The 26,860-nt window shown below is 32.2% G+C and carries 22 protein-coding genes; 16 read left to right on the forward strand and 6 right to left on the reverse strand.

Going from position 1 to position 26,860, the window contains the following annotated elements; translation table 11 throughout:
• From hisD to LQ609_RS07445, 4 genes are all read right to left on the reverse strand, one after another.
• On the reverse strand, positions 1–1,257 hold the full coding sequence (hisD, locus tag LQ609_RS07430; RefSeq protein WP_078358215.1) for a histidinol dehydrogenase: 1,257 nt from the start codon (positions 1,255–1,257) through the stop codon (positions 1–3).
• On the reverse strand, positions 1,247–1,864 hold the full coding sequence (hisG, locus tag LQ609_RS07435) for an ATP phosphoribosyltransferase (protein WP_078358216.1): 618 nt from the start codon (positions 1,862–1,864) through the stop codon (positions 1,247–1,249). Before hisG ends, hisD begins: the two co-directional genes overlap by 11 nt.
• Positions 1,865–1,878: 14 nt before the next feature.
• Positions 1,879–2,709 (reverse strand): ATP phosphoribosyltransferase regulatory subunit, encoded by an 831-nt coding sequence (locus LQ609_RS07440; RefSeq protein WP_078358217.1) that lies wholly within the window; start codon positions 2,707–2,709, stop codon positions 1,879–1,881.
• 185 nt (positions 2,710–2,894) lie between these two features.
• Positions 2,895–4,061 (reverse strand): MFS transporter, encoded by a 1,167-nt coding sequence (locus tag LQ609_RS07445; protein WP_078358218.1) that lies wholly within the window; start codon positions 4,059–4,061, stop codon positions 2,895–2,897.
• Between the two features lie 144 nt (positions 4,062–4,205).
• Between LQ609_RS07445 and LQ609_RS07450 the strand changes: the two genes are divergently transcribed.
• The 11 genes from LQ609_RS07450 to LQ609_RS07500 all read left to right on the forward strand — a co-directional run bounded on the left by LQ609_RS07450 (position 4,206) and on the right by LQ609_RS07500 (position 17,158).
• Positions 4,206–5,678 carry a nicotinate phosphoribosyltransferase gene (locus LQ609_RS07450; RefSeq protein WP_078358220.1) on the forward strand — a complete coding sequence of 491 codons (1,473 nt, stop codon included), beginning with the start codon at positions 4,206–4,208 and terminating at the stop codon, positions 5,676–5,678.
• Positions 5,678–6,499: an ammonia-dependent NAD(+) synthetase gene (gene nadE, locus LQ609_RS07455; RefSeq protein ID WP_078358222.1), complete on the forward strand. Its 822-nt coding sequence runs from the start codon at positions 5,678–5,680 to the stop codon at positions 6,497–6,499. Before LQ609_RS07450 ends, nadE begins: the two co-directional genes overlap by 1 nt.
• Before the next feature lie 64 nt (positions 6,500–6,563).
• The gene (locus LQ609_RS07460; protein WP_078358224.1) at positions 6,564–7,133 is read left to right on the forward strand and encodes a DUF2179 domain-containing protein; all 570 of its coding nucleotides are present in this window, start codon (positions 6,564–6,566) and stop codon (positions 7,131–7,133) included.
• On the forward strand, positions 7,123–7,299 hold the full coding sequence (locus LQ609_RS07465) for an NETI motif-containing protein (RefSeq protein ID WP_078358225.1): 177 nt from the start codon (positions 7,123–7,125) through the stop codon (positions 7,297–7,299). Before LQ609_RS07460 ends, LQ609_RS07465 begins: the two co-directional genes overlap by 11 nt.
• Positions 7,300–7,600: 301 nt before the next feature.
• Positions 7,601–8,896 (forward strand): adenylosuccinate lyase, encoded by a 1,296-nt coding sequence (gene purB, locus LQ609_RS07470; protein ID WP_078358226.1) that lies wholly within the window; start codon positions 7,601–7,603, stop codon positions 8,894–8,896.
• Positions 8,897–8,974: 78 nt separating this feature from the next.
• Positions 8,975–9,277, forward strand: a complete 303-nt coding sequence (locus LQ609_RS07475) for a YerC/YecD family TrpR-related protein (protein WP_078358228.1) — start codon at positions 8,975–8,977, stop codon at positions 9,275–9,277.
• Positions 9,278–10,266: 989 nt separating this feature from the next.
• Positions 10,267–10,968: a M15 family metallopeptidase gene (locus LQ609_RS07480; protein WP_078358230.1), complete on the forward strand. Its 702-nt coding sequence runs from the start codon at positions 10,267–10,269 to the stop codon at positions 10,966–10,968.
• 107 nt (positions 10,969–11,075) lie between these two features.
• Complete coding sequence (gene pcrB, locus LQ609_RS07485; protein ID WP_239734531.1) at positions 11,076–11,759, forward strand: heptaprenylglyceryl phosphate synthase; 684 nt, start codon at positions 11,076–11,078, stop codon at positions 11,757–11,759.
• Between the two features lie 12 nt (positions 11,760–11,771).
• Complete coding sequence (gene pcrA, locus LQ609_RS07490) at positions 11,772–13,952, forward strand: DNA helicase PcrA (RefSeq protein ID WP_239734532.1); 2,181 nt, start codon at positions 11,772–11,774, stop codon at positions 13,950–13,952.
• 3 nt (positions 13,953–13,955) lie between these two features.
• The gene (gene ligA / locus LQ609_RS07495; protein ID WP_239734533.1) at positions 13,956–15,959 is read left to right on the forward strand and encodes an NAD-dependent DNA ligase LigA; all 2,004 of its coding nucleotides are present in this window, start codon (positions 13,956–13,958) and stop codon (positions 15,957–15,959) included.
• A gap of 11 nt (positions 15,960–15,970) precedes the next feature.
• Entirely contained in the window at positions 15,971–17,158 is a 1,188-nt protein-coding gene (locus tag LQ609_RS07500) for a CamS family sex pheromone protein (protein ID WP_078358240.1), read from the forward strand.
• Positions 17,159–17,252: 94 nt separating this feature from the next.
• Here the strand turns inward: LQ609_RS07500 and putP (LQ609_RS07505) are convergent, their stop codons facing one another.
• Both putP (LQ609_RS07505) and putP (LQ609_RS07510) read right to left on the reverse strand, forming a co-directional pair.
• Positions 17,253–18,785, reverse strand: coding sequence for a sodium/proline symporter PutP (gene putP, locus LQ609_RS07505; protein ID WP_275584147.1), 1,533 nt, complete (start codon positions 18,783–18,785; stop codon positions 17,253–17,255).
• 256 nt (positions 18,786–19,041) lie between these two features.
• Positions 19,042–20,565 carry a sodium/proline symporter PutP gene (gene putP, locus LQ609_RS07510; protein ID WP_239734534.1) on the reverse strand — a complete coding sequence of 508 codons (1,524 nt, stop codon included), beginning with the start codon at positions 20,563–20,565 and terminating at the stop codon, positions 19,042–19,044.
• 165 nt (positions 20,566–20,730) lie between these two features.
• Here putP (LQ609_RS07510) and gatC point away from each other — a divergent pair, with 165 nt between their 5' ends.
• The 5 genes from gatC (at position 20,731) to LQ609_RS07535 (ending at position 26,842) form a co-directional block, all read left to right on the forward strand.
• Entirely contained in the window at positions 20,731–21,030 is a 300-nt protein-coding gene (gene gatC / locus LQ609_RS07515) for an Asp-tRNA(Asn)/Glu-tRNA(Gln) amidotransferase subunit GatC (RefSeq protein ID WP_078358244.1), read from the forward strand.
• Between the two features lie 3 nt (positions 21,031–21,033).
• Complete coding sequence (gene gatA / locus LQ609_RS07520) at positions 21,034–22,500, forward strand: Asp-tRNA(Asn)/Glu-tRNA(Gln) amidotransferase subunit GatA (protein ID WP_078358246.1); 1,467 nt, start codon at positions 21,034–21,036, stop codon at positions 22,498–22,500.
• 6 nt (positions 22,501–22,506) lie between these two features.
• Complete coding sequence (gatB, locus tag LQ609_RS07525) at positions 22,507–23,934, forward strand: Asp-tRNA(Asn)/Glu-tRNA(Gln) amidotransferase subunit GatB (RefSeq protein WP_078358248.1); 1,428 nt, start codon at positions 22,507–22,509, stop codon at positions 23,932–23,934.
• Between the two features lie 410 nt (positions 23,935–24,344).
• Positions 24,345–25,805 carry a helicase HerA-like domain-containing protein gene (locus LQ609_RS07530; protein ID WP_107509761.1) on the forward strand — a complete coding sequence of 487 codons (1,461 nt, stop codon included), beginning with the start codon at positions 24,345–24,347 and terminating at the stop codon, positions 25,803–25,805.
• A 71-nt stretch (positions 25,806–25,876) separates the two neighbouring features.
• Positions 25,877–26,842, forward strand: a complete 966-nt coding sequence (locus LQ609_RS07535) for a diacylglycerol kinase (protein ID WP_078358251.1) — start codon at positions 25,877–25,879, stop codon at positions 26,840–26,842.
• The last annotated feature ends 18 nt before the right edge of the window (positions 26,843–26,860 follow it).

Consider the following 26,860-nt stretch of genomic DNA (forward strand, 5'->3'; position numbering starts at 1 on the left):
TCACGACTCCTTGTTGTTTGTTAATCTTACTTCTAATGATTGTTTATGTTGGTATAAACCTTCTTCTTCAGCTAATGCAATTGCACTTGGCGCAATTTCTTGATAAGCATGTTCATCAAGATGAATAACAGAGTGGCTAGTTAAGAAATCATTTACAGTAAGACCATTTGAAAACCTTGCTGTCTGATCTGTAGGTAGAACATGACTTGGACCTGCAGCGTAATCACCAATTGCTTCAGGTGAGTATTGACCTAAAAACATTGCGCCAACATATTTAATTTTGCCAATATATAAGTCTGGTTCAGTCGTTTGAATAGATAAATGTTCTGGTGCGATATAATTTACGACTTCAATCGTTTCATTAATATCTGTTGTTAAAATAGGATAATGAAAGTTTTTTATGCTTTTCTCAATAATGTTTTTTCTAGGTGCTAGATCTATTGCTTGTTGAAGCTTTTGATTAACTTTACTTAAAAATGACTGATCTGTTGATAATAAGAAAGTTCGAGCTTGTTCATCGTGTTCAGCTTGAGCTAAAATATCTTGAATGATATAGTCCACATTTGAATGCTCATCAGCAATAAGTGCAATTTCACTTGGACCAGCGATTTGATCAATACCAACTACACCATATAGTAATTGTTTACTTAGTGAGACAAATTGATTACCGGGACCAACAATTTTATCTACTTTAGGTATTGATTCTGTACCATATGCAAGTGCTGCAATACTTTGAGCACCACCTACTTGAAACACACGATTTACCCCTGTAATATGACATGCTGCTAATATAGCAGGGTCAATGCCATCTTTTTGTGGTGGGGTAACAACTATGATTTCTTTAACATTTGCTACTTTTGCAAGAGTAGCTGTCATTAAAACAGTTGAAGGATAACTCGCTTTTCCGCCTGGAACATAAATACCTACTTTTTCAATTGGATGGTAAAGTTGATAAGTTTGTCCTGTAGTTACATTTTCGTGCTTTATTTTTTGTTGAAACGCTTTAATATATTTATGACTCGTTTCGAGTGCTGATTTTAATTCATGTGAGATAAGATTAATACTGTTCTTAATTTCATGTTGAGGCACTTCAATTTGTTCTAGATCAACATTATCAAATTTTTTATTATATTTAAATATTGCTTGATCTTTATTTGTTTTTACATCTTCAATGATGTTTTTTACACTTTCAGTATTACGCTCATCAGCAATTCTGTCTTGCTCAAATTGTTTAATAAACTGTGTTTTAGATAGCATTGATAGACACCCCAATTTCTTCTATAAATGATTCGATAACATTAGATTTACTAAAGAAAGCATGTTTATTTGTTATTAATTTTGCATTTATATCCCCAATAGATTCTTTTTCAACAAGTCCATTAGATTTTAAAGTTGTGCCAGTTTGAACAATATCAACTATTGCATCAACCATATTCACAACGGCAGCTAATTCTACTGAACCAGATAGGGGAATGATAGAAACATCTTGTCCTTTATTTTTAAAATATGCTTTAGTAGTTTTCACATATGTTGTGGCAATTTTTTTATATTCTGTAACATCTGGTTTACTTGCAACAGCAAAATGACAAAACCCAAAAGGTAAATCAACTAAGTTATTAACATTGAGTTTGTCTTTTTCATCAAGAATATCACTGCCCGTTATACCAATATCAGCAATGCCTTGTTCAACATAAGTTGGTACATCATGACCTTTAACTAAGATAAATCTGACATTTTCGACTTGGATTTGCAGTTTACGCTCTCTTTTATTAAGCGCATCTGACCATTTTGAATTACCATTTGAATCTATAAATTTAATAAAATCTTTTAAAAGACGTCCTTTACTTAGCGCAACTGTTAACATAATAACCTCCTAAATTAATTTAATTGAATACCGAACCCAAAACCTTCTAAAGTACCGTTATAGTGTCCACCCGATGCGATAGGGTTACGATTATTATTTTGATAAAGTTGTATAAAACTTCCTACATAATATGATTTTGGAGGCATCGTTGTAATATCTAAATGGATATGATTAATGCCTGATGCCTCAAGAGTAGATTTCCAATACTGTAACGATTTATATGTTGGATGTTCAACATCAGCAAAATTCGTTAAGAAATCTAATTGATGATGTGTTGGTGTTTTTAATAGTTGAACTAAAGTATGGTTTTGAGAAAGTAATTTAGAAATTTTTGAAATATTTCTTTCACTTATTGCTAGAAATAATTCTTCAGTTTGTTCTTCTTTAGGCAATAAAAGGTCGAATAATTGATAATGACCAATAACTGCAAAGTCTACATTAAGTTCAAGCTCCTTTTGAATGAAATCATGAATGTACTGATAACATTGCAACATATCATTTCTTGTTGGATTAAATATCTCTACACCTAAATTAGTAAATATATGTTCATTAATTGAAATAGGACCAGCGTATGTGACACGAGACGCTTTTAATTGATATTCGCGGCTATAATGCTGAATTTGATCAGTCCAGTCATTTCTTAAACTATAAAAAGCATCACCATTTTTCCAAATACTTCTAGTATCTAGACTATTTAAATCATCCTGAGTCAATTGTTTCCATTGTAGTTTTTCAATGAAGTTCATATCGATGACTTCAAAATCTTTAGAACTAAAATACTTTAAGAACTTAAGTTCCTTTTCTTTCTTATTAATAACGTCATCTTTATATTTTACATAATCCATATTATAAACCTCGCTTTTACTCTCTACCAAGTTAAAGTATTTTTTTAATTATAAATGATACTATAACATGCATAAACTAACTAATCAATTGAAAGTTCTGAATATTTAAATTATCAAACAACGGAAAATAAAAAAAACCAAATTGCATATGCAATTTGGTTCCTCCGTATTTTATATTTCGTATATTATTCTATTTGTTGTGGTGTTCGGTGAACTAATAGTAGTATGAACACGATAAATACAAATACAGCAATCATTGTGAAGAATATCGTTCCGTTTGATATTTGAATAATTGTTCCGCCTAATATTGGTCCTATCATACTACCGATACTGAATGACATTGCGATCATTAAGTTACCAGCGGGTAGGTTATGCTTTGGTGTTAAGTCTGTCATATAACTTACACCTAAACCATAAAATGATCCTGTAAAGAGTCCTGCAATTAAAAATAATCCCATCATTATAAAGGTTGTATTAGGTAAAAAGTCACCTAAGAGGAATATGATACTTCCAATTAAAGTTAAACAGAGTAATACTTTTTTTCTACCATGAATGTCACTAAACATTCCTAACGGTACTTGGAATAGAATAGCACCTAAGCTGAACGCTGGTAATATTAATGTGATACTCGTAACATCAAGACCATTTCTTAAACCATAAACTGGAAAGTTACTATGTAGTCCCGCTTCGAATAATCCATATAATAATGGAAACATGAAAGCAATCCATGATGTTTTTATGACGTCTCCGAAGTTCTTCAATGTATTAATCATGCTAATAGGACGCACATTCGATGAAGGAAATTCATTATGAATTAAAAGTACTAACGAAATGGTAATGATAGAGAGCATTGCTGAAAGAATAAATGGTAATGCTTCTGAAACGTCTACGAGTTTAGCTAATAAAGGTCCAAGCATAAACCCTGCTGAAAAACTGAATCCATATACTGAAATTGTTCTACCAAGTTTATGTTTCGGTGTCATATGTGTTAACCATGTTTGTGTACTAAAATGAAGCATGTTATCACCAACACCAATTAAAAGTCTTAAAATAAACCATATAGATAAAGTTTTTAATGTAGGGAATAACAATAAAGATAAGGCAACTATAGCGCCACCAATTAGTATCATATATTTAAAACCGGATTTACGTACTAGTCCTTCAATAAAGAATGAAGAAAGAAATACGCCAATATATAAAGAAGTTGCATGTATACCGTTTACTGAACTAGAGATCCCGTTACGTTCAAATATTACTGAAATTAATGGTAAGAGCATTCCTTGTGAGAAACCGGAGATAGCTACAATAATTGAAAGTATAATAAATAATTTTTTGAATGAAGAATTTTTCATTTGTTAGCCTCCCACTTAATTTTACATCTTAAGTATTTTATCATAGAGATAAATGAGTTGATATATTTAAGTTACTTTTTAAAATTTAAATTAGAAAGTATGATAAAATAATATAAAATTATATAACCTGAGGAGTATTGAATAATGTATAAATATGAAGACGATAGTTTAATGTTACACACGGATTTATATCAAATCAATATGGGCGAAACTTATTGGAATGATGGGATTCATGAACGTAAAGCTATATTTGATCTATATTTTAGAAGTATGCCATTTAATAGTGGGTATGCTATTTTTAGTGGATTAGAGAGAATTGTACAATTTATTGAAAATTTCAAGTTTACAGATTCAGATATTGAATATTTGAGAGAAATTGGATATCAAGATGATTATTTAGATTATTTAAAAGCTTTACGTTTTACAGGTAACATTAGAGCGATGAAAGAAGGGGAGTTATGTTTTAATAATGAACCTCTCCTTAGAGTTGAAGCACCATTAATTCAAGCTCAACTAGTTGAAACAGCGCTATTAAATATCGTGAATTTTCAAACTTTAATTGCTACGAAAGCAAGTAGAATTAAGCAAGTGGTACGTGATGAAATTGTCATGGAATTTGGTACAAGAAGAGCACAAGAAATGGATGCTGCTATATGGGGTGCAAGAGCAGCGGTCATTGGGGGATTTGACTCAACAAGTAATGTTAGAGCAGGTAAATTATTTGGTATTCCGATTTCAGGGACACATGCACATTCAATGGTACAAACTTATGATGATGAATACATTGCTTTTAAAAAATATGCTGAAAGACATAAAAATTGTGTTTTCCTCGTAGATACATTCCATACACTTAAATCCGGTGTACCAAACGCTATTAAAGTAGCAAAAGAGTTAGGCGATAAAATTAATTTTATAGGTATTCGATTAGACTCAGGTGATATTGCGTATTTATCTAAAGAAGCAAGAAGAATGTTAGATGAAGCGGGATTCACTGATGCAAAAATATTTGCTTCAAATGACTTAGATGAAGAAACAATCACAAGTTTAAAAGCACAAGGAGCAAAAGTTACAGCTTGGGGTGTAGGTACTAAACTTATTACCGCATATGATCAACCAGCTCTTGGTGCTGTATACAAACTTGTGGCAATTGAAGATGAGAATGGTGAACTTTCAGATCGTATTAAAATTTCTAACAATGCAGAAAAAGTTACGGTTCCTGGTAAGAAAAATGTCTATAGAGTTATTAATACTTTAACGAACAAATCTGAAGGAGATTATATAACTTTAGAACATGAAGAGCCAAACAAAGAAGAACGTTTAAAAATGTTCCATCCCGTACATACTTATAAAATGAAATATATTAAAAACTTTAAAGCTGTTGATTTACATCACGATATTTTTACAAACGGTAAACTTGTTTATTCATTGCCAGAAATTAATGATATAAAACAATTTGCATTTGATAACCTTGAGATATTATGGGAAGAAAATAAACGTTATTTAAATCCTGAAGAGTACCCTGTAGACTTAAGTAAAGCTTGTTGGGATAATAAGAATAAAAAAATATTTGAAGTTGCAGAAAGAGTTGCAGAATCTATTAAGGATGTGGAACAGTAATGAGAGATTTGCAATCAACCATAGTTAAAGAAATGAATGTAAAAAAAGTAATAGACCCTAATAGTGAATTTGAAGAGATTAAACATTTTTTGAAATCTTATATAAAAGCTCATAGTTTTGTGAAGTCATTAGTATTAGGTATTTCAGGCGGTCAAGATTCAACATTGCTAGGTAAAATAGCACAGTTAACAGTAGAAGAATTAAATGCTGAAGAAAATGAACAATATCAATTTATCGCTGTTAGATTGCCGTATGGTGAACAGTTTGATGAACAAGATACACAAGATGCTTTAGATTTTATTAATCCAAGCAAACGTATAACAGTGAATATTAAACCAGCAGTTCAAGCAAGTATTCAATCATTAAAAGAATCAGGTGTTGAACTTACAGATTTTCAAAAAGGAAATGAAAAAGCGAGAGAGCGCATGAAAGTCCAATATTCAATTGCTTCAGCACATAGTGGTATTGTACTAGGAACTGATCATTCGGCTGAGAATATTACTGGATTCTTCACTAAGTTTGGTGATGGTTCTTGTGATATAGCTCCTTTATTTGGCTTGAATAAAAGACAAGGTAAAGCAATCTTAAAATATTTAGATGGTCCAGAACATTTAATTAATAAAGTACCTACTGCCGATTTAGAAGAAGATAAACCAGCTTTACCAGACGAAGAAGCTTTGGGAGTAACTTATGATGTAATTGATGACTTTTTAGAAGGTAAAAAAATAAATGAAAAAGATCAAGAAATTATTCAGAATCACTATGTAAGAAATGCACATAAAAGAGAAATGCCTTATACAAGATATACTTGGCCAAAATAATGCGTGACTTTCATAAGTTTGATTGATAAAATAATTCCAGTATTTTAATAAATGGAGGGTTTGCATGTCAGCTATATTAGATAATCCATGGCTAATGGTACTTTCTATATTTGTAATTAATATAGTATATGTATCCTGTTTAACAATGAGAACGATTTTAACACTAAAAGGATATCGATATATAGCCGCTGCTGTGAGTGTACTTGAAGTAGTCGTTTATGTTATCGGATTAGGTTTAGTAATAAATAGTCTTGACCAAATTCAGAATATATTAGCTTATGCACTTGGATTTGCAACGGGTATTATTGTAGGCATGAAGATAGAAGAAAAGATAGCATTAGGTTATATCGTTGTGAACGTTACAACTGCAGAATATGAAACAGATTTACCTAGAAAGTTGAGAGACTTTGGGTATGGTGTCACACATTATGTTGCAAAAGGAAGAGATGGAGATCGTCTTGTAATGCAAATATTAACACCACGTAGATTTGAATTGAAATTAATGGACACAATAAAACAGTTAGATTCAAAAGCTTTTATTATTGCATATGAACCTAAAAACATCCACGGTGGTTTCTGGGTTAAAGGTGTACGAAGTAAAAAATTAAAGGCGTATGATACTGATGAAGTTTAGAGTTGAAGAAAATGAAACGATAGAAATGTGTCTTAATAGAATGAAAGAACAAGGTTATACACCAGTGAAAAGATTTGAAAAACCTGTCTTTATTGAAAAGAAGAACGGTGATATTGAAGTACTTAGACAAGAAATACAATTTGTAGGCAAAAAAATGAATGATTAAATGATTGTTTGAAATCAAAATACCCTTGGAAGTTAGTCGAAAAATATAACTTCCAAGGGTGTTTTATTTTCATATTGTCTTTATTGTTTATGAAAAAACAAAGATGCGATTATAAGGACATATAAATTATAAATGGGAAACTACTTTCAATTTATTATCCGACTGTTACAATATATAATGAGAGAGATAAATGATTTAACAATCTAATTACGAACTTTATTTGATATTTTATAAATAATGTACGTGTTACAAAATGTTTGTTATAATGTAAATGACTAAAAAATGATAGGAGAATTTATCAATGATTGAACGTTATTCTAGAGAAGAAATGGCTAATATTTGGACTGAACAAAATCGTTTTGAAGCATGGTTAGAAGTTGAAATACTAGCGTGTGAAGCATGGAGCAAGTTAGGACATATTCCAGCTGAGGATGTTAAACTAATAAGACAAAATGCTAAAGTCGACGTTGATAGAGCTAAAGAAATTGAACAAGAAACGCGCCATGATGTCGTAGCGTTTACTAGACAAGTATCTGAAACATTAGGTGAAGAACGTAAGTGGGTACATTATGGTTTAACGTCAACTGATGTTGTTGACACTGCGCTTAGTTATGTAATTAAACAAGCTAATGAAATTATAGAAAAAGATATAGAAAGATTTTTAGAAGTCTTAAAGAATAAAGCGATTGAACATAAGACAACGTTAATGATGGGTAGAACACATGGTGTACATGCTGAGCCAACAACATTTGGTATAAAAATGGCACTTTGGTATACAGAAATGAAACGTAACTTAGAAAGATTCAAACGTGTTCGTGAAGAAATTGAAGTAGGAAAAATGAGTGGCGCAGTTGGTACTTTTGCGAATATTCCACCTGAAATTGAAGAGCATGTATGTAAAGAATTAGGCTTAGATTATGCACCTGTTTCTACACAAACACTACAACGTGATCGCCATGCTTATTACATTGCAACTTTAGGCTTAATTGCAACTTCTATTGAAAAATTTGCAGTAGAAGTACGTGGTTTACAAAAAACTGAAACACGTGAAGTAGAAGAAGCATTTGCAAAAGGTCAAAAAGGATCATCAGCAATGCCGCACAAACGTAATCCAATTGGATCTGAAAATGTAACAGGTTTAGCTCGTGTTATTAGAGGATATGTTACAACTGCATATGAAAATGTACCATTATGGCATGAAAGAGATATCTCTCATTCATCAGCTGAAAGAATCATGTTACCAGATGTTACAATTGCTTTAGATTACGCTTTAAATAGATTCACTAATATCATTGATAGATTAACTGTTTATCCTGAAAATATGAAACGTAATATCGATAAGACATTTGGACTTATTTATTCACAACGTGTTATGTTAACACTTATTAATAAAGGAATGGTTAGAGAAGAGGCTTATGATATCGTTCAGCCAAAAGCAATGGAATCATGGGAAACACAAACACCATTTAGAACTCTAGTAGAACAAGACGAGAAAATTACGAACTTGTTAAATGAAACTGAATTAGATGAATGTTTCGATGAAAAGCATCACTTAAATCAAGTAGATACTATATTTAGAAGAGCTGGTATTGAATAAAATTCTTTATACTGTACTTTAATAGGTTAGTGCGTTAAAATGCAATTAATGAACTTATATTAAACAGGGGTTGATTTTTTGCAAATCGAAAAATTAAGAGGTAAAGCATTAGACGAACTATTTGATGCTGTACTAACGCTAGAGACTAGAGAAGAATGTTATCAATTTTTTGATGATTTATGTACTGTCAATGAATTACAGTCATTATCACAACGATTACAAGTTGCGAAAATGATCAAACAAGGATTCACATATGCACATATCGAGAAAGAATCTGGTGCATCAACTGCGACTATTTCTCGAGTTAAAAGATCTTTACAATGGGGTAATGATGCATACACGATGATACTTGAAAGAATGAATATTGATTTTGAAAAATAAATAGTAAGAATATTTTTTGAGATTGGGATATAAATGTCCTAGAAATTTATAATAATCATTTTGGTAGCTCATAGAGCTATTATCAGAATGCCAGCAAAGTAATAGACTTTGTTGGCATTTTTTTATGCGCATGCTTTCCGCGGGCAGATAAGGTTAGTGTTAAAAGCAGTTCTAGGCAAAACTGCTGATAAGGGTAGCGTTAAAAGCATTTCTAGGCAAAACCGCTGATAAGAGGTGCGTTAAAAGCAGTACTAGGCAAAATTGCTGATAAGAGGTGCGTTAAAAGCAGTACTAGGCAAAACTGCTGATAAGGGTAGTGTTAAAAGCAGTACTAGGCAAAACTGCTGATAAGGGTAGTGTTAAAAGCAGTACTAGGTAAAACTGCTGATAAGAGTAGTGTTAAAAGCAGTTCTAGGCAAAATTGCTGATAAGAGGTGCGTTAAAAGCAGTACTAGGCAAAATTGCTGATAAGAGGTGTGTTAAAAGCAGTACTAGGCAAAACTGCTGATAAGGGTAGCGTTAAAAGCAGTACTAGGCAAAACTGCTGATAAGGGTAGTGTTAAAAGCAGTACTAGGTAAAACTGCTGATAAGAGTATCTATAAAAGCAGATTTGAATACAAAATGAAGCTTAAGACATAAATATCCTAAAACTTTAAAAAGAGCAGAAATTCAATTTTAATAATGAATTTCTGCTCTTATTTTTGAATAAAAATGAATATTCTCAACGATTTTGTAAAGTGCTGACGCCTGAGGGAATAGTATGAGTGAGAGACTACAGGCTCGAACCATACCCCTAGGCAAGCATGCACGAACAAAATCGTAAGATTGTATAAAAAGGTAGGCAAGCATGCACGAACAAAATCGTAAGATTGTATAAAAAGGTAGGCAAACATGCACGAACAAAATCGTACGATATGCTTATTTATTTTGATTAATTATTAAAATAGTAATATAATAATTAAATTCAGTAAATTAAGGAGCGTTACACATGAAGAAACTATTTTTAATCGTTGGAATATCTTCTATAGTGTTAAGTGCATGTGGCGTAAATAGTGATTCAAGCAATCATTCAAATACAGAAGATAAATCATCTACAGAAGAACAATCTAATGGTCAAAATAACAAAAATAATCAAAAAAATGAGCAACCTAATATTAAGAAGAAAGATGGCATAACTTATGTTGATGGTCATGTTTTCGCAAATAAGAAAGTAGACTTACCTAGTGATTACGCACCAGGTGAAAATAGAACTGCAAGAACTCAATTGAACCAACTGATTCAAGATGCTAGAAATGATGGATTAGATGTTGTTTTTAGAAGTGGATACCGTTCATATGAAGAACAAGAACAGTTATATAATGATTATGTAGCAAGAGATGGAGAAAAAGCAGCAAATCAATATAGCGCGAAACCAGGTAAATCAGAACATCAAACTGGATTAGCATTTGATGTGGGATCTAATAAAGCGACTGATGATTTTAGAAAATCTTTTGGTAATACAAACGAAGGAAAATGGATTAAAGAGCATGCACATAAATATGGTTTTATCGTGAGATATCCTAATGGTAAAGAGAACATTACAGGTTATCAATATGAACCTTGGCATTTAAGATATGTAGGTAAAGATTTAGCAAATGAAATAAATAAGCAAAATACAACATTAGAAGAATACTATAATTATGGTATGTAAGAAGCGAAAAGTTCGCTTCTTTTTTTATGTGAATCAACCTATTTAGTTTCGGAATTTAAAGGTAAAAATGCTATAATTAATCTTATGATATTTAAAGGAGTTTAACTATGTACGATATAAAGTTATGGAAACATGTGTTTAAATTAGATCCTGCTAAATCCATTACAGATGAGGATTTAATGATGGTATGTGAATCTGGTACTGACGCCATTATAATTGGTGGTACAGATAATGTTACAGAAGATAATGTATTAAATCTTATGAGTCGAGTTAGACGCTATCCATTACCATGTGCTTTAGAAATTTCTAATATTGAAAGTGTTGTACCTGGTTTTGATTTTTATTTTGTACCGAGTGTATTAAATAGTAATAAAGTTGATTACCACAATGGTATACTTCAACAAGCAATAAAGAAATATGGTTACATGATGGACTTTGATGAAATATTTCTTGAAGCTTATGTCGTCATGAATGAGGATAGTAAAGTTGCTAAACTGACAGAAGCTAGAACTCAATTGGATATTGAAGATTTGATAAGTTATGCAAGAATGGTCGACAAGTTATATCACATGCCAATATTTTATTTAGAATATAGTGGGAAATATGGAAATGTCGATGAAGTGAAAGAAGTGAAAGAACATTTAGAAAATGCTCAGTTAATATATGGTGGCGGCATTAACAATAAAGAAAAAGCTAAAGAGATGGCTGAATTTGCTGATACAATCGTTGTTGGCAATATTATATATAAAGATTTGAAAAAAGCTTTACAAACAGTAAAAGTAAAACAATAAAGGAAGGTTTTTATGAACGCATTGTTAGATAGAATGAATGACGAACAAAAACAAGCAGTCCAAACAACTCAAGGCCCATTACTTATTATGGCAGGTGCTGGTAGTGGTAAGACAAGAGTGTTAACACATAGAATCGCATATTTATTAGATGAAAAAGAAGTTAATCCTTACAATGTGTTGGCTATTACATTTACAAATAAAGCAGCTAAAGAGATGAAAGAAAGAATTAGTCATTTAGTTGGACCTGAAGCTGAAAGCATTTGGATTTCAACATTCCACTCAATGTGTGTAAGAATCTTAAGACGCGACATTGATCGTATAGGAATTGAAAGAAACTTTACTATTATTGATCCTACTGACCAAAAATCTGTTATAAAAGAAATTTTGAAAAAGGAAAACATTGATAGTAAAAAGTATGAACCTAGAACATTTATTGGAGCAATATCAAACCTCAAAAATGAATTAAAGACTGCCGAAGATGCAGAAAAAGAAGCAAATGATTTCTATGCAATGATGGTTGCACGTGTATATAAAGGATATCAAAATAAATTATTGAGAAATCATGCGTTGGATTTTGATGATTTAATTATGATGACGATTCAACTGTTTGATCGTGTACCTGAAGTATTAGAATTTTATCAAAATAAATTCCAATATATTCATGTGGATGAATATCAAGATACAAACAAAGCGCAGTATACACTTGTTAATTTATTAGCAAGTAAATTTCAAAATATTTGTGTAGTGGGTGACTCTGACCAATCTATTTATGGTTGGAGAGGCGCGGATATTAAAAATATTTTATCGTTTGAAGAAGATTATCCAAAAGCACAAACAATCTTTTTAGAACGCAATTACAGGTCTACAAAAACGATTTTAACAGCTGCTAATGAAGTAATACGTAATAATTCAGAGCGTAAACCAAAAGCTTTATGGACAGATAATACATCAGGTGAAAAAATTAAATATTATGAAGCTACAACTGAAAGAGACGAAGCGGAATACGTTATTCGTGAAATCTTAAAGAAAAAACGAGAAGGCTATAATAATCAAGATATAGCTATATTATATAGAACGAATGCTCAATCTCGTGTACTTGAAGAAACATTCTTGAAATCAAATATTCCTTATACAATGGTTGGCGGAACGAAATTCTATGATCGTAAAGAAATTAAAGACATACTTAGTTATTTAAGATTAGTTTCAAACAGTAATGATGATATAAGTTTTGAAAGAATTATTAATACACCTAAACGTGGTGTAGGTCCAACATCTGTTCAAAAAATCGCACAATATGCAGCTATGAATAACTTGAGTTACTTTGATGCTTTAGGTGAAGTTGATTTTATAGGATTATCTAAAAAGGTCACTCAAGAAGGTGCTGATTTTTATGAGATGATGAATAACTTAATGCAACAGCAAGAGTTTTTATCTATTACTGAACTTGTTGAACAAATATTAGATAAATCTGGATATAGACGTATGCTTGAAAATGAACAAACGATTGAATCTCAAAGTAGACTTGAAAATATTGATGAATTCTTATCAGTTCCTAGAGACTATGAGAAAAATACACCTATAGAAGAACAATCACTTATGAATTTCTTAACAGATTTATCATTAGTTGCAGATGTTGATAATGCTGATCTAGAAGCGGGCGTTACATTGATGACAATGCACTCTGCAAAAGGATTAGAATTTAAAGTTGTCTTTATAATTGGTATGGAAGAAAGTATTTTTCCACACTTTAGAAGTTTACAATCTGGCGAAGAACATGAAATGGAAGAAGAGCGAAGAATCGCATATGTTGCTATAACACGTGCTGAACAAGAGCTTCATTTATCTCACGCCACAACGCGTACATTATTTGGTAGATCTCAAGCTAATATGAAATCTAGATTCTTAAAAGAAATTCCAGAAGATTTACTGGATGGTGTTAAGCCGAAAACTTCATTTAAAACAAAACAGACTTCTGTACCGAAACGTGGATTTGCAGGACGTATGAATACGCAACAAAAACCAGAAACTTCATGGAATGTTGGTGATAAAGTTACTCATAAATCATGGGGAGAAGGTATGGTCAGTGCTGTAAATGATAAAAATGGTTCAGTTGAATTGGATATTATATTCAAAAAAGAAGGACCAAAACGTTTATTAGCTCAATTTGCACCAATTGAGAAAAAGGGAGAGTAAACTATGGATGAATTAAAAACAAGAGTTGAAGAACTTCATCAACTGTTACATCGTTATAATCGCGAATATCATGTATTAGATAACCCAACAGTACCTGATAGTGAATACGATAAGTTATTAAATGAATTAATTTCTATAGAAGAACAGCATCCTGAATTAAAGACGGCTGATTCACCAACTGTTAGAGTTGGTGGACCACCGTTATCTCAATTTGAAAAAATTAATCACGACACGCCTATGTTGTCTTTAGGGAATGCTTTTAATGAGGAAGACTTAAAAAAGTTTGACCAACGAGTTAAAGAAAAAGTAAATCATGTTAAATACACTTGTGAATTGAAAATTGATGGGCTTGCAGTTTCACTAAAGTATGTTAACGGACGCTTTGTGCAAGGCTTAACACGAGGTGATGGCACAACAGGTGAAAATATAACCGAAAACTTAAAAACAATACATGCAATCCCTTTAACAATTAAAGAACCACTATCTATAGAAGTTCGTGGTGAAGCATTTATGCCTAGAAAGTCATTTATGTCTTTAAATGAAATTAAAGAGCAAAATGGTGAACAACTTTTTGCCAATCCTAGAAATGCAGCTGCAGGTTCTTTAAGACAGCTCGATTCTAAATTAACCGCAAAAAGAAAACTTGATATATTTCTATATAGTGTAAATGATTTAACAGAAATAGAAGCGGCTAGTCAATCTGAAGCATTGAATAATTTAGACGAATTAGGATTCAAAACGAATAAAGAAAGAGAAACTTTTGATGATATTGATGGGGTCTTATCTTTTATTAGTAAATGGACGGAACAAAGAAATCAGCTGTCCTACGATATTGATGGTATAGTCATAAAAGTAGATGATCTCAGTCAGCAAGAAGAACTGGGCTTTACACAAAAGTCTCCGAGATGGGCAATTGCATATAAATTCCCAGCTGAAGAAGTGTTAACAACTTTAAAAGATATTGAGCTTAGTATTGGAAGAACTGGTGTCGTAACACCTACAGCAATACTAGAACCTGTTAAAGTAGCAGGGACAACTGTATCAAGAGCATCTTTACATAATGAAGACTTAATACACGAAAAAGATATTCGTATAGGTGATAAAGTTATTATCAAAAAAGCTGGAGATATAATACCTGAAGTTGTTAGAAGCATTGCTGAAGATAGAACTGACGATAGTGAAGTTTACCATATGCCAACGCACTGTCCTAGCTGTGAACATGAGTTAGTCAGAATTGAAGGAGAAGTTGCGTTAAGATGTATAAATCCTAAATGTCCTGCACAACTTGTTGAAGGTATGATTCACTTTGTTTCTAGACAAGCAATGAATATTGATGGTCTAGGTGATAAAATAATAGAACAACTTTATCAAAATGATAAAATTAAAGATGTTGCTGATTTATATTACTTAACAGCAGAAGATTTGTTACCTTTAGAACGTATGGGTGAGAAAAAAGTTCATAATTTATTGACTGCAATCGAAGCATCAAAAGAAAAGTCTTTAGAACATTTATTGTTCGGATTAGGTGTTAGACACCTTGGAACAAAAGCTAGTAGAATTATATCTGAAAAATATGAATCAATTGATCGATTATTTGAAGTGACAATTGATGATTTAACATTAATACCTGATGTAGGGCATAAGATGGCTCAATCACTTGTTACTTATATGGAAAATGAAGATATTAAAGTATTAATAGACAAGCTAAAAAAGAAAAATGTTAATATGTCTTATACAGGTACAAAACAATCTGAAATAGAAGGTCATCCTGATTTTAGTGGAAAAACATTTGTGTTAACTGGTAAAATGGCAGAGATGTCAAGACCAGAAGCTACAAAAGTAATCCAATCACTTGGTGCAAAAGTAACAGGAAGTGTAACAAAAAATACAGATGTTGTTATTGCTGGTGAAGATGCAGGTTCCAAACTAGAAAAAGCTGAAAAATTAAATATCGAAGTTTGGTCAGAAGAAGATTGGTTAAACAAATATCGTAATATCAATGAATAGAGGTTAAAGATATGAAAAAAGGGTTTCTTATTTTAGCGTCTGTAATATTGCTTTCAGCATGTTCATCAGATACTACTCAAAAAGCAGATCAAGAAAAATCTGATAAAGAAAAAGAGCAAACAAAACAAATATCTACAGGAATGCAAATTTCTAGCGATTATTACCGTACTTTATTACCATTCAAAGTCAGTGCTGCTAGAGGATTAACACAAGACAACATGATTTCAAGTTATAACAGTGAAGCATTCGAAAGTGGTTTGTTAGATATAAGTAAACAAACATTTTCACCAGATGATTACCTATATAGAGATGGACAGTTTTTAGATAAAGATACAGTAAGTGCGTATTTAGCACCTAAATATACTAAAGCAGAAATTAAGGATATGAGTGATGAAGAAAAAGAGCAAAGTAAAGCTAAAGAAAACCTAGGACTCAATCCAACGCATGATGGAGAAACAGATCCTGAAAAAATAGCAGATAACTCACCTACATACTTATCTCATATAATCGAACAAGACTATTTCACAGAAAGTGATGCTAAAAAACAAAAAATATCTGGAATGACAATTGGTTTAGCAATGAATAGTGAATATGTTTATCAAAAAGAAGATTATGGTGAAACTTATACTAAAAACTTAGATAATAAAGAAGTTCAGAAAAAAGGTAAAGAGATGGCTGAAGAAATATTATCTCGCTTACGTGTAAGAGATGATCTTAAAAATGTTCCTATTAATTTTGCTATCTTCATTCAATCAGGTGAAGGTGATATTAAACCTGGAAAATTTGTTGCCCATGCATCTAGTGAAGGCGGTAAAAGAACAGTAAAAAGTTGGGAAAAAATTAATCAAAAAAATGTTACACTCCCATCTTCTGAAGCATCAAACTTAGACAAAAATTTAAATACTAATTTTGAACAGTTTAATCAAGACTTACAAAAGTACTTCCCGAATTTCACACAATCAGTTGGTACTGGTAAGTTTGATGATGACAAACTTACTGAACTTGAAGTGAAAATTCCACTTGATTATTATGGAAAAGCTGAAGTAATAGGGGTAACTCAATATGTAGCTGATTTATCTCAAAAATATTTCAAAGGTGTAGATGATATTGAAATATCAATTGTTGATGGGGAAGAACCACAAGCTTTAATTACAAAAGATAAAGACGATGATGAACCACAAATTCATATTTATAAATAGTGATTAGAACAGAAATTTGATTTATAAAAATATTTATCTATAACAAAAAAGCTCTGAACAACCCTTAATAGGGTGTTCAGAGCTTTTTGTTTAATTAGTCTTCTTTTAAAACACGATTCATATGATCTAAACTATCAATAACTTCTTTTGTTGGTTTTTTAGTAAATGAACTTACTATTACTGTAACAACGACGTTCGTAAAGAAACCTGGAATGATTTCATATAGTTCGAATATGCCGCCATGACTCTTCATCATAATCCAGAATAATACAACGATAGAAGAAGTAACCATACCTGCAATAGCGCCGTTCTTAGTTAAACCTTTCCAATATAATGACATTAATACAAGTGGACCAAATGCAGCACCAAATCCTGCCCAAGCATTACCTACAAGGTTTAAGATTGTGTCGTTTGGTGTCCATGCAAGTAATATAGCTATAATTGCAACTAATAATACTGCAAATCTACCTATCAAAACAAACTCTTTATCACGGTCTGCTTCAAGACCACGCTTTTTAGTTATGATTCTGTAGAAGTCTTGTGTTAAAGCACTTGATGTTACTAATAATTGTGAAGATATTGTACTCATAATAGCTGCTAAAATAGCTGCTAAGAAGAATCCACCAACTAATGGATGGAACAATACTTGACTCATTAAAATAAATATTGTTTCTGGATTATCGATTGTATGACTTGTTTCATGAATGTAAGCAATACCTGTTAAACCTACTAAACATGCACCAATTAATGAAATAGCCATCCAACCTATACCAAAACGTCTAGCTTGAGGTAGTAATTTGTGAGATTTAATTGACATAAATCTTACTATAATATGTGGTTGTCCAAAATAACCAAGTCCCCATGCAATAAGACCAATAATACTAATAGCTGAAGTACCTTTAAATAAATCTAAGTTTGATGGTTTAACTTCTGCCACTGTATTAAAAGTGTCTAAACCATTTAATGTTAATAATGCCGCAATAGGTACCATTACCATTGCTATTAACATAATCACACCTTGGAAGAAGTCTGTAAGTGAAACAGCTAAATATCCTCCAAAGAAAGTATATAATACAACTATACCACCCGTTATGATAATACCTAGTCTGTAGTCAACTCCGAAAGCACTTTCGAATAAAGTACCACCAGAAACCATACCTACTGAGGTATACAACGTAAAGAATACTACGATAATAATCCCTGAAATAATTTTTAATACATGTGTATCATCTGCGACACGTTTCTCAAAGAAATCTGGAATTGTAATTGCATTTCCAGTATGTTCAGTATAGACACGTAATTTCGGCGCTACTAATATGTAATTTAACCATGCACCTACTGTTAAACCGATTGCTAACCAAGTTGCTGATAATCCAATGTTGTAAACTTCACCTGGAAGTCCCATAATCATCCAACCACTCATATCGGATGCACCAGCGGATAATGCTGTTACATAAGGACCTATACTACGGCCACCTAGCATGTACTCATCTAAATTGCTTGTTGATTGTTTATAAGCATAATAACCAATTGCTAATAAAACTACAAAGTAGACTATAATCATGAAGTAAGTCTGCCAGCCTGAAGCAACTCCAGCACTAGCGTCAATTTGTCCTAAAATAAACATATTCCCGCTCCTTTATTTTTTATATTTTTTAAAGTTGCACGTTGACCATTATACACAAATGAAATAATAATCAAAGGGTAAAAAGTAACTTTTGTGCATATCTAGTCTACCATGTTTATTAAATTGTGTCACAATTTGTCCACAAATATAAATTATGATAAGTTGCTTAATAGCTTGTTCTATAAGCGTTTCCTCAAGATGTGATTTAATATTTTTATAAGTCTAAATTTTAATGAATAAAATTTTAAAAAGAATTTTAATTTTTTAATATTTTTTCCATTTCGTCGAACTTTTTAATATCTTCAGGAGCTTTCGTAAATAGACTGACTAATATTGTTAATACGAGACTTGATATAAATCCTGGAATAATTTCATAGAATTCAAAAATGCCACCGTGATTTTTCATGAATATCCAGAAAATAACAACGATTGAACCAGATAAAATACCTGCAATTGCTCCATATTTAGTGAGTCGTTTCCAATATAAAGATAACAAGACGAGTGGGCCAAAAGCTGCACCAAAACCAGCCCATGCATTACCAACTAAATTTAAAATCGTATCATTTGGGTTCCAAGCTATGTACATTGCAACTATTGAAACGATTAATACTGATAAGCGTCCTACAAGTACGAATTCTTTTTCGTGATCTTTATCTTGTAATGTTTTGCCTCTTATTAACATATAAAAATCTTGAGTTAATGCACTTGAAGTTACAAGAAGTTGAGAAGAAATCGTACTCATTATGGCAGCTAAAATTGCTGCTAAGAAAAATCCAGCAATTAATGGATGAAACAAAATTTGGCTCATAACAATGAATATTGTTTCAGGATTATCTACTTTTACATTTGTTTGTTCGACAAAAGCAATGCCTAGAAGTCCTGTAATACAAGCCCCGATTAATGAAATTGCCATCCAAGATATTCCGATTTTACGAGCTTTAGGCATAAGTTTATGTGATTTAATAGACATAAAACGTACTATTATATGTGGTTGCCCAAAATATCCTAATCCCCAAGCAAGTAAACTGATAATGCCAACAGTCGTCGTACCTTTAAACCAATCTAAGTTCGTTGGCTTGAGTTGACCGACTTCTGCAAAAGTATCTAGTCCATTTAATTTTAATAAAGCTACTATTGGAACAAGGACTAAAGCAAGTATCATAATGACACCTTGAAAGAAATCAGTTAATGAAACGGCGAGATAACCACCAAATAATGTGTATAGAATAACGATACTCGCAGCTATTAATAGACCTACGTGGTAATCTATACCGAAAGCACTGTTGAATAACACACCACCTGCAACCATTCCTGAATGTGTGTATAAAGTGAAAAATACTATAATAACTAGTCCGGAAATCACTTTTACAATTCTTGTATTATCTGATAAACGCTTTTCAAAATAGTCAGGTAAAGTTATCGCATTATCGGTTAACTCAGTATAAATTCTTAATCGAGATGCAACGAGCATATAATTTAACCAAGCACCGATTGTAAGTCCTATCGCTATCCAAGTTGCAGATAAACCAGTGCTATAAACGGAACCAGGTAACCCCATGATCATCCAACCACTCATATCTGAAGCACCTGCTGATAGGGCAGTTACTAATGGCCCTAAGTCTCTACCACCCAACATATATTCATCGAGCGTACTCGTCGAACGTTTGTAAGCATAGAATCCAATTGCTAGTAGAATTGCAAAATAAACAGCAATCATGACATATGTTTCCCAAGTAGTTTCGACCTTAACATTCTTAAATGCATTTCCAAGTATAAACATGAAAAACCACCTCTTACTCATTGACATAAAATTCAGAAAAAATTCTGATAATTTATTATACACAATGTATGCGCTTTCATGAAGCTAATTTTCAATAACTTTAGATTTTTATATGAAAATTTGGTAAAATTGTATGATGTTAGATTAACTAAGGAGGCGTCGCACATGACGAAGGTAACATCTGAGCAAGTTGAACATGTTGCTAATTTAGCTAGACTTGAAGTTTCACAAGACGAAGTCAATGAATTCACAAAATCTTTAGAGAAGATCTTAAACTTTGCAGGACAATTAGATGAAGTTGATACTGAAAATGTTGAACCAACATTCCATGTATTGGATTTACAAAATGTTCTAAGAGAAGATAAGAGTGAATTAGGAATTCCTCAAGAACAAGCATTACTTAATGCTAAAGAAAAAGAAGCGGGACAATTTAAAGTTCCAGCTATTATGAATGAGGAGGACTAAGGCATGACAATTCGTTATGAAACAATTGAGCGTTTATCAGAAATGATTAAAAATAAAGAAATTAAGCCATCTGAAATTGTAAGAGATATTTTTGAAGCAATTGAAGCAGATGATATAAATGTCAAAGCATTCTTAGCTTTAAACAAGGAAGAAGCAATTAAAAAGGCTGAAGAACAAGATAAACTACAAGCTGAAGATAAAATGGAAGGTAAGTTATTTGGTATTCCAATGGGTATCAAAGACAACATTATTACTGAAGGTGTAGAAACTACATGTGCAAGTAAAATGTTAGAAGGCTTTATTCCTATTTATGAATCAACAGTGATGAAACAATTAAATGCTGAAAATGGTATTTTAGTTGGTAAATTAAATATGGATGAATTTGCAATGGGTGGTTCAAATGAGAACTCTTACTTTAAGACAACTGTTAACCCATTTGACCATAAAGCAGTACCTGGTGGATCATCAGGTGGTTCAGCTGCAGCAGTAGCAGCAAGCTTAGTACCATTTGCTTTAGGTTCAGATACAGGTGGCTCAATTCGTCAACCAGCATCTTATTGTGGTGTAGTAGGTATGAAACCTACATACGGTCGAGTATCACGTTTTGGTTTAGTAGCATTTGCATCTTCATTAGATCAAATTGGCCCAATTACACGTAGTGTTAAAGACAATGCATTAATTTTAGAAACTATTTCTGGACACGATGCTCAAGACTCAACAAGTGCGCCAATTGAAAATGTGGATTTCACATCTGAAATTGGTAAAGATATTAAAGGATTAAAAATAGCTGTTCCAGAAGAATTTATTGGATCTGGTGTTTCTGAAGACGTTAAGAACTCAGTTAATGAAGCAGTTAAGACACTTGAGTCACTTGGTGCAACTGTAGACCGTGTATCATTACCAAATACGAAATACGGTGTTGCGAGTTACTATATTATTGCATCTTCTGAAGCTTCAGCTAACTTAGCTCGATTCGATGGTATCCGTTATGGTTATCATTCAAAATCAGCTCATACACTTGAAGAATTATATAAAAAGTCTCGTGGAGAAGGTTTTGGAGATGAAGTTAAACGACGTATTATGTTAGGAACATTTGCATTAAGCTCAGGTTATTACGATGCTTACTACAAAAAAGCTCAAAAAGTACGTACTTTAATAAAACAAGATTTTGAAAAAGTATTTAATGACTATGATGTTATCGTAGGACCAACTGCACCAACAACAGCATTTAACATTGGTGAACAAGTCGATGATCCATTGACAATGTATGCAAATGATATTTTAACAATTCCAGTTAACTTAGCAGGTGTACCTTCTATCTCAATTCCTTGTGGTAAATCAAATGGTCGTCCAATTGGTTTACAAATTGTTGGTAAACCATTCGATGAAAAAACATTATACAAAGTTGCTTATCAATACGAAACTCAATTTAACTTACATGATGACTATAAAACATTACAAGGAGTGTGAATCTGAATGCATTTTGAAACAATAATCGGCTTAGAAGTACACGTCGAACTAAAAACAGAATCAAAAATGTTTTCACCATCACCAGCTCATTTTGGTGCGGAACCTAATACAAATACAAACGTAATTGACTTAGCATATCCAGGTGTCTTACCAGTAGTTAACAAGACTGCTGTGGACTGGGCTATGCGTGCAGCAATGGCATTAAACATGGACATTGCTAAAGAATCTAAATTCGATAGAAAAAACTATTTCTATCCAGATAATCCAAAAGCTTACCAAATTTCTCAATTCGATCAACCAATCGGCGAAAATGGTTGGATTGATATTGAAGTAGACGGAGAAACAAAACGTATCGGTATTACGCGTTTACACATGGAAGAAGATGCGGGTAAACTATCACATAAAGATGGTTACTCATTAGTGGATTTAAACCGTCAAGGTACGCCATTAATTGAAATCGTATCAGAACCAGATATTCGTTCACCTAAGGAAGCTTATGCTTATTTAGAAAAATTACGTGCAATCATTCAATATACAGGCGTTTCTGACTGTAAAATGGAAGAAGGATCTTTACGTTGTGATGCAAATATATCATTACGTCCATATGGTCAAGAAGAGTTCGGTACTAAAGCAGAGCTTAAGAACTTAAACTCATTTAACTATGTACGTAAAGGTTTAGAACATGAAGAAAAACGCCAAGCAGAAGTATTATTAGCAGGCGGAGAAATTTTACAAGAAACACGTCGTTTTAACGAATCAACTGGAGAAACAATTTTAATGCGTATAAAAGAAGGTTCAGATGATTATCGTTACTTCCCAGAACCAGACTTAGTACCATTATATGTTGATGATGAATGGAAAGAGCGTGTTCGTAAGACAATTCCTGACTTACCAGACGTACGTAAAGAACGTTACGTAAATGATTTAGGATTGCCAGCATATGATGCTCATGTATTAACATTAACTAAAGAAATGTCAGATTTCTTTGAAGAAGCTATTAAACATGGCGCAGATGTTAAATTAACTTCTAACTGGTTAATGGGTGGAGTAAATGAATACTTAAACAAAAATCAAATAGAATTAAATGATACTGCACTTACACCTGAAAACTTAGCAGGAATGATTAAGCTAATAGAAGACGGTACAATGAGTAGTAAAATCGCTAAAAAAGTATTCCCAGAATTAGCACAAAATGGTGGAGACGCTCATCAAATTATGAAAGACAAAGGTCTTGTTCAAATTTCAGACGAAGCGACATTATTAGGATTTGTTACTGAAGCTTTAGATAACAATCCACAATCAGTAGAAGACTTTAAAAATGGTAAAGGTAAAGCAATGGGCTTCTTAGTTGGTCAAATTATGAAAATTTCAAAAGGACAAGCTAACCCACAAGTTGTTAACCAAATACTAAAATCAGAATTAGAAAAAAGATAAATATAAAGATATAAGTTAGAATTGAGAGACTTATATTAATTAACGCTCATTCATTAGCTAAACCTAATGAATGAGCGTTTTTTTTTATCGTGTAAGGGACAAAATTCTGAGAAATGTTCGTAAGAGGGGCTGTCACTAAGGAGCATAATTCGGAATTCTGCCAGTAAGAACAATCTAAGGAGCATAATTCGGAATTCTGCTAGTAAGAACAGTCTAAGAAGCACAATTCAGAATTCTGCCAGTAAGAGCATTCTAAAAAGCATAATTCGGAATTCTGCCAGTAAGAACAACCTATTTACGCTCTATTATTTGCTGAAAATAACTTTCTTCATTTATGTTATTGCTTGCATGGTCGTTGAGTTAAAGTACAATGGTAATAAATCATATTGATAATGGAGGACTGACTGCACATGACACAATTAAAAATTGCTAAAAATGAAAATGAAGTTAATTTAGAATTAAGTCAAGCTAATAGACATGGTTTAATTGCTGGTGCTACTGGTACTGGGAAGACAATTACTTTAAAAGTTTTGGCTGAGCAATTCTCAAAAGCTGGTGTTCCTGTTTTTATGTCTGATATTAAAGGGGATATTTCTAGCATAGCTGAATCTGGTTCTATCAATGATAAAATTCAAGAACGACTAGACTTATTAAAGCTTGATGAATATAGCAATAATGCGTATCCTGTAACTTTATTTGATATTTTTCAAAAAAATGGTGTTCCTGTAAGAACAACTATTACAGAAATGGGTCCTCTTTTAATTGGTAAATTATTAGACTTGAACAATACTCAGCTTGGTGTTTTAGATATTGTATTTAAAGTTGCTGATGAGAGTGGACTATTACTAATTGATATGAAAGACTTTAAAGCACTCTTAAAAGAAATAAATGCTAATAGGGCCGAGTATGCTGAAAAGTACGGAAATATTTCTTCTGCTTCTATAGGTGCGATTCAACGTTCGTTGTTAAGATTAGAATCTGAAGGTGCAGAAACTTTCTTTGGTGAACCAGCTCTAGAGTTAGAAGATTTTATTAAATTTGATGAGTCTGGTAAAGGTATGATTAACGTATTAGACGCATCTGTCTTATATCAAAAGCCAAAATTATATGCTACATTCTTATTGTGGTTATTATCTGAATTATTCGAGAGTCTACCTGAAGTTGGAGATCCTGAAAAGCCTAAAATTGTGTTCTTCTTTGATGAAGCTCATTTATTATTTAATGATAGTTCCAAGGAACTTATTGAAAAAGTTGAACAAGTTGTACGATTAATTCGTTCTAAAGGTGTAGGGATTTATTTTGTAACTCAAAATCCAATTGATATACCTGAATCTGTTCTCGGACAACTTGGTAACAGAGTTCAACATGCATTAAGAAGTTATACACCTAAAGACCAAAAAGCAATTAAAAGTGCAGCACAAACATTCAGACAAAATGAAAATTTTGATACAGCTCAAGTGATTGGAGAATTAAAAACTGGTGAAGCTCTTATTTCATTCTTAAATGAAGAAGGACAACCAAATATAGTTGAACGTGCATTTATCCGTCCTCCAGAAAGTAAAATTGGTGTAATTGATGAACATGTCAAAAAAGACCTTATAAATAATTCGCCATTGAACGAAACTTATAAAGAAACATTTGATCGAGAAAGTGCTTTTGAAATGCTGCAGAAAAAAATAGAAAAGCAACCAGAAACATCTGAAGAAAGTAAAAGTTCTAAGAAAACTAAAAATACACAAAAAGACTCAGAACCAAAGAAAAAAGAGAAGTCTTCTCAATTCCAAAAAGAAACTTCAAAATTACTTTCTACGGTAGGGAGACAAATTGGAAGAGAAATTGTGAGAAATATTTTTGGAACAAAAAAACGCTAATCATTTTTTACTTTCTTATATTTAACATTTGCTTTAATATAAAGATATAAGAAAATACAAGAGGGATCACAATGAAGAAAAAAGCTAGGATCATTTATAACCCAACATCAGGACGAGAAGTATTTAAAAGGGCATTACCTGATGTGTTAATTAAATTAGAACAAGCTGGATACGAGACAAGTGCACATGCTACCACAAGTGCTGGTGATGCAACAAATGCAGCTAGAGAAGCATTAAAGTACGATTATGATGTTATCATTGCAGCTGGTGGGGATGGTACATTAAATGAAGTGATTAATGGAATAGCAGAAGCTAAAAAACGTCCTAAATTAGGATTAATTCCTATGGGTACTGTAAACGATTTTGGTAGAGCATTACTTATACCGAATAGTATTATGGAAGCCGTTGATACGATTATTAAAGGTGATTTAGTTCCAGTTGATGTAGGTAAAATGAATAATCGTTATTTTATAAACATTGCTGGTGGCGGAAAAATTACAGAAGTATCATATGAAGCACCAAGTAAACTTAAAACGATGGTAGGTCCATTAGCCTATTATATTAAAGGTTTAGAGATGTTACCTCAAATTAAGGCGACAGATATTCGCATTGAATATGATGGAAATGTATTTCAAGGTGAAGCAATGATGTTCTTAATTGGCCTAACAAATTCTATCGGAGGATTTGAAAAGCTTGTACCTGATGCAGATATTAATGATGGGAATTTCACATTGCTCATTTTAGAAAAAGTGAACATTGCTGAACTAGGTCATATTATGACGCTTGCTTCAAGAGGTGATCATATCAATCACCCTAAAGTTCATTATTCAAAAGCTAAAACAATAAACGTTTCATCATTTGAACAAATTCAATTAAATGTTGATGGAGAATTTGGTGGCGTATTACCTGCTAATTTCTTGAACTTAAAACAACATATAGAAGTATTTTCTAAACTTGAAAGAGTGAAGAGAGAACATGGTATTGAAACGGTAGAAAAAGAACGAGAAAGATTACACGAAGAACTAACAGAAGAATAAATACAGGGGGACATTATT

Source organism: Mammaliicoccus sp. G-M28 (assembly GCF_022386595.1).
Classification (GTDB): Bacteria; Bacillota; Bacilli; order Staphylococcales; family Staphylococcaceae; genus Mammaliicoccus; species Mammaliicoccus fleurettii.

What these genes read in the sequence shown, in the direction of transcription:
- hisD (WP_078358215.1), bottom strand. Translation starts at nt 1,257, where the DNA reads ATGCTATCTAAAACACAGTTTATTAAACAATTTGAGCAAGACAGAATT.
- hisG (WP_078358216.1), bottom strand. Translation starts at nt 1,864, where the DNA reads ATGTTAACAGTTGCGCTAAGTAAAGGACGTCTTTTAAAAGATTTTATT.
- LQ609_RS07440 (WP_078358217.1), bottom strand. Translation starts at nt 2,709, where the DNA reads ATGGATTATGTAAAATATAAAGATGACGTTATTAATAAGAAAGAAAAG.
- LQ609_RS07445 (WP_078358218.1), bottom strand. Translation starts at nt 4,061, where the DNA reads ATGAAAAATTCTTCATTCAAAAAATTATTTATTATACTTTCAATTATT.
- LQ609_RS07450 (WP_078358220.1), top strand. Translation starts at nt 4,206, where the DNA reads ATGTATAAATATGAAGACGATAGTTTAATGTTACACACGGATTTATAT.
- nadE (WP_078358222.1), top strand. Translation starts at nt 5,678, where the DNA reads ATGAGAGATTTGCAATCAACCATAGTTAAAGAAATGAATGTAAAAAAA.
- LQ609_RS07460 (WP_078358224.1), top strand. Translation starts at nt 6,564, where the DNA reads ATGTCAGCTATATTAGATAATCCATGGCTAATGGTACTTTCTATATTT.
- LQ609_RS07465 (WP_078358225.1), top strand. Translation starts at nt 7,123, where the DNA reads ATGAAGTTTAGAGTTGAAGAAAATGAAACGATAGAAATGTGTCTTAAT.
- purB (WP_078358226.1), top strand. Translation starts at nt 7,601, where the DNA reads ATGATTGAACGTTATTCTAGAGAAGAAATGGCTAATATTTGGACTGAA.
- LQ609_RS07480 (WP_078358230.1), top strand. Translation starts at nt 10,267, where the DNA reads ATGAAGAAACTATTTTTAATCGTTGGAATATCTTCTATAGTGTTAAGT.
- pcrB (WP_239734531.1), top strand. Translation starts at nt 11,076, where the DNA reads ATGTACGATATAAAGTTATGGAAACATGTGTTTAAATTAGATCCTGCT.
- pcrA (WP_239734532.1), top strand. Translation starts at nt 11,772, where the DNA reads ATGAACGCATTGTTAGATAGAATGAATGACGAACAAAAACAAGCAGTC.
- ligA (WP_239734533.1), top strand. Translation starts at nt 13,956, where the DNA reads ATGGATGAATTAAAAACAAGAGTTGAAGAACTTCATCAACTGTTACAT.
- LQ609_RS07500 (WP_078358240.1), top strand. Translation starts at nt 15,971, where the DNA reads ATGAAAAAAGGGTTTCTTATTTTAGCGTCTGTAATATTGCTTTCAGCA.
- putP (WP_275584147.1), bottom strand. Translation starts at nt 18,785, where the DNA reads ATGTTTATTTTAGGACAAATTGACGCTAGTGCTGGAGTTGCTTCAGGC.
- putP (WP_239734534.1), bottom strand. Translation starts at nt 20,565, where the DNA reads ATGTTTATACTTGGAAATGCATTTAAGAATGTTAAGGTCGAAACTACT.
- gatC (WP_078358244.1), top strand. Translation starts at nt 20,731, where the DNA reads ATGACGAAGGTAACATCTGAGCAAGTTGAACATGTTGCTAATTTAGCT.
- gatA (WP_078358246.1), top strand. Translation starts at nt 21,034, where the DNA reads ATGACAATTCGTTATGAAACAATTGAGCGTTTATCAGAAATGATTAAA.
- gatB (WP_078358248.1), top strand. Translation starts at nt 22,507, where the DNA reads ATGCATTTTGAAACAATAATCGGCTTAGAAGTACACGTCGAACTAAAA.
- LQ609_RS07530 (WP_107509761.1), top strand. Translation starts at nt 24,345, where the DNA reads ATGACACAATTAAAAATTGCTAAAAATGAAAATGAAGTTAATTTAGAA.
- LQ609_RS07535 (WP_078358251.1), top strand. Translation starts at nt 25,877, where the DNA reads ATGAAGAAAAAAGCTAGGATCATTTATAACCCAACATCAGGACGAGAA.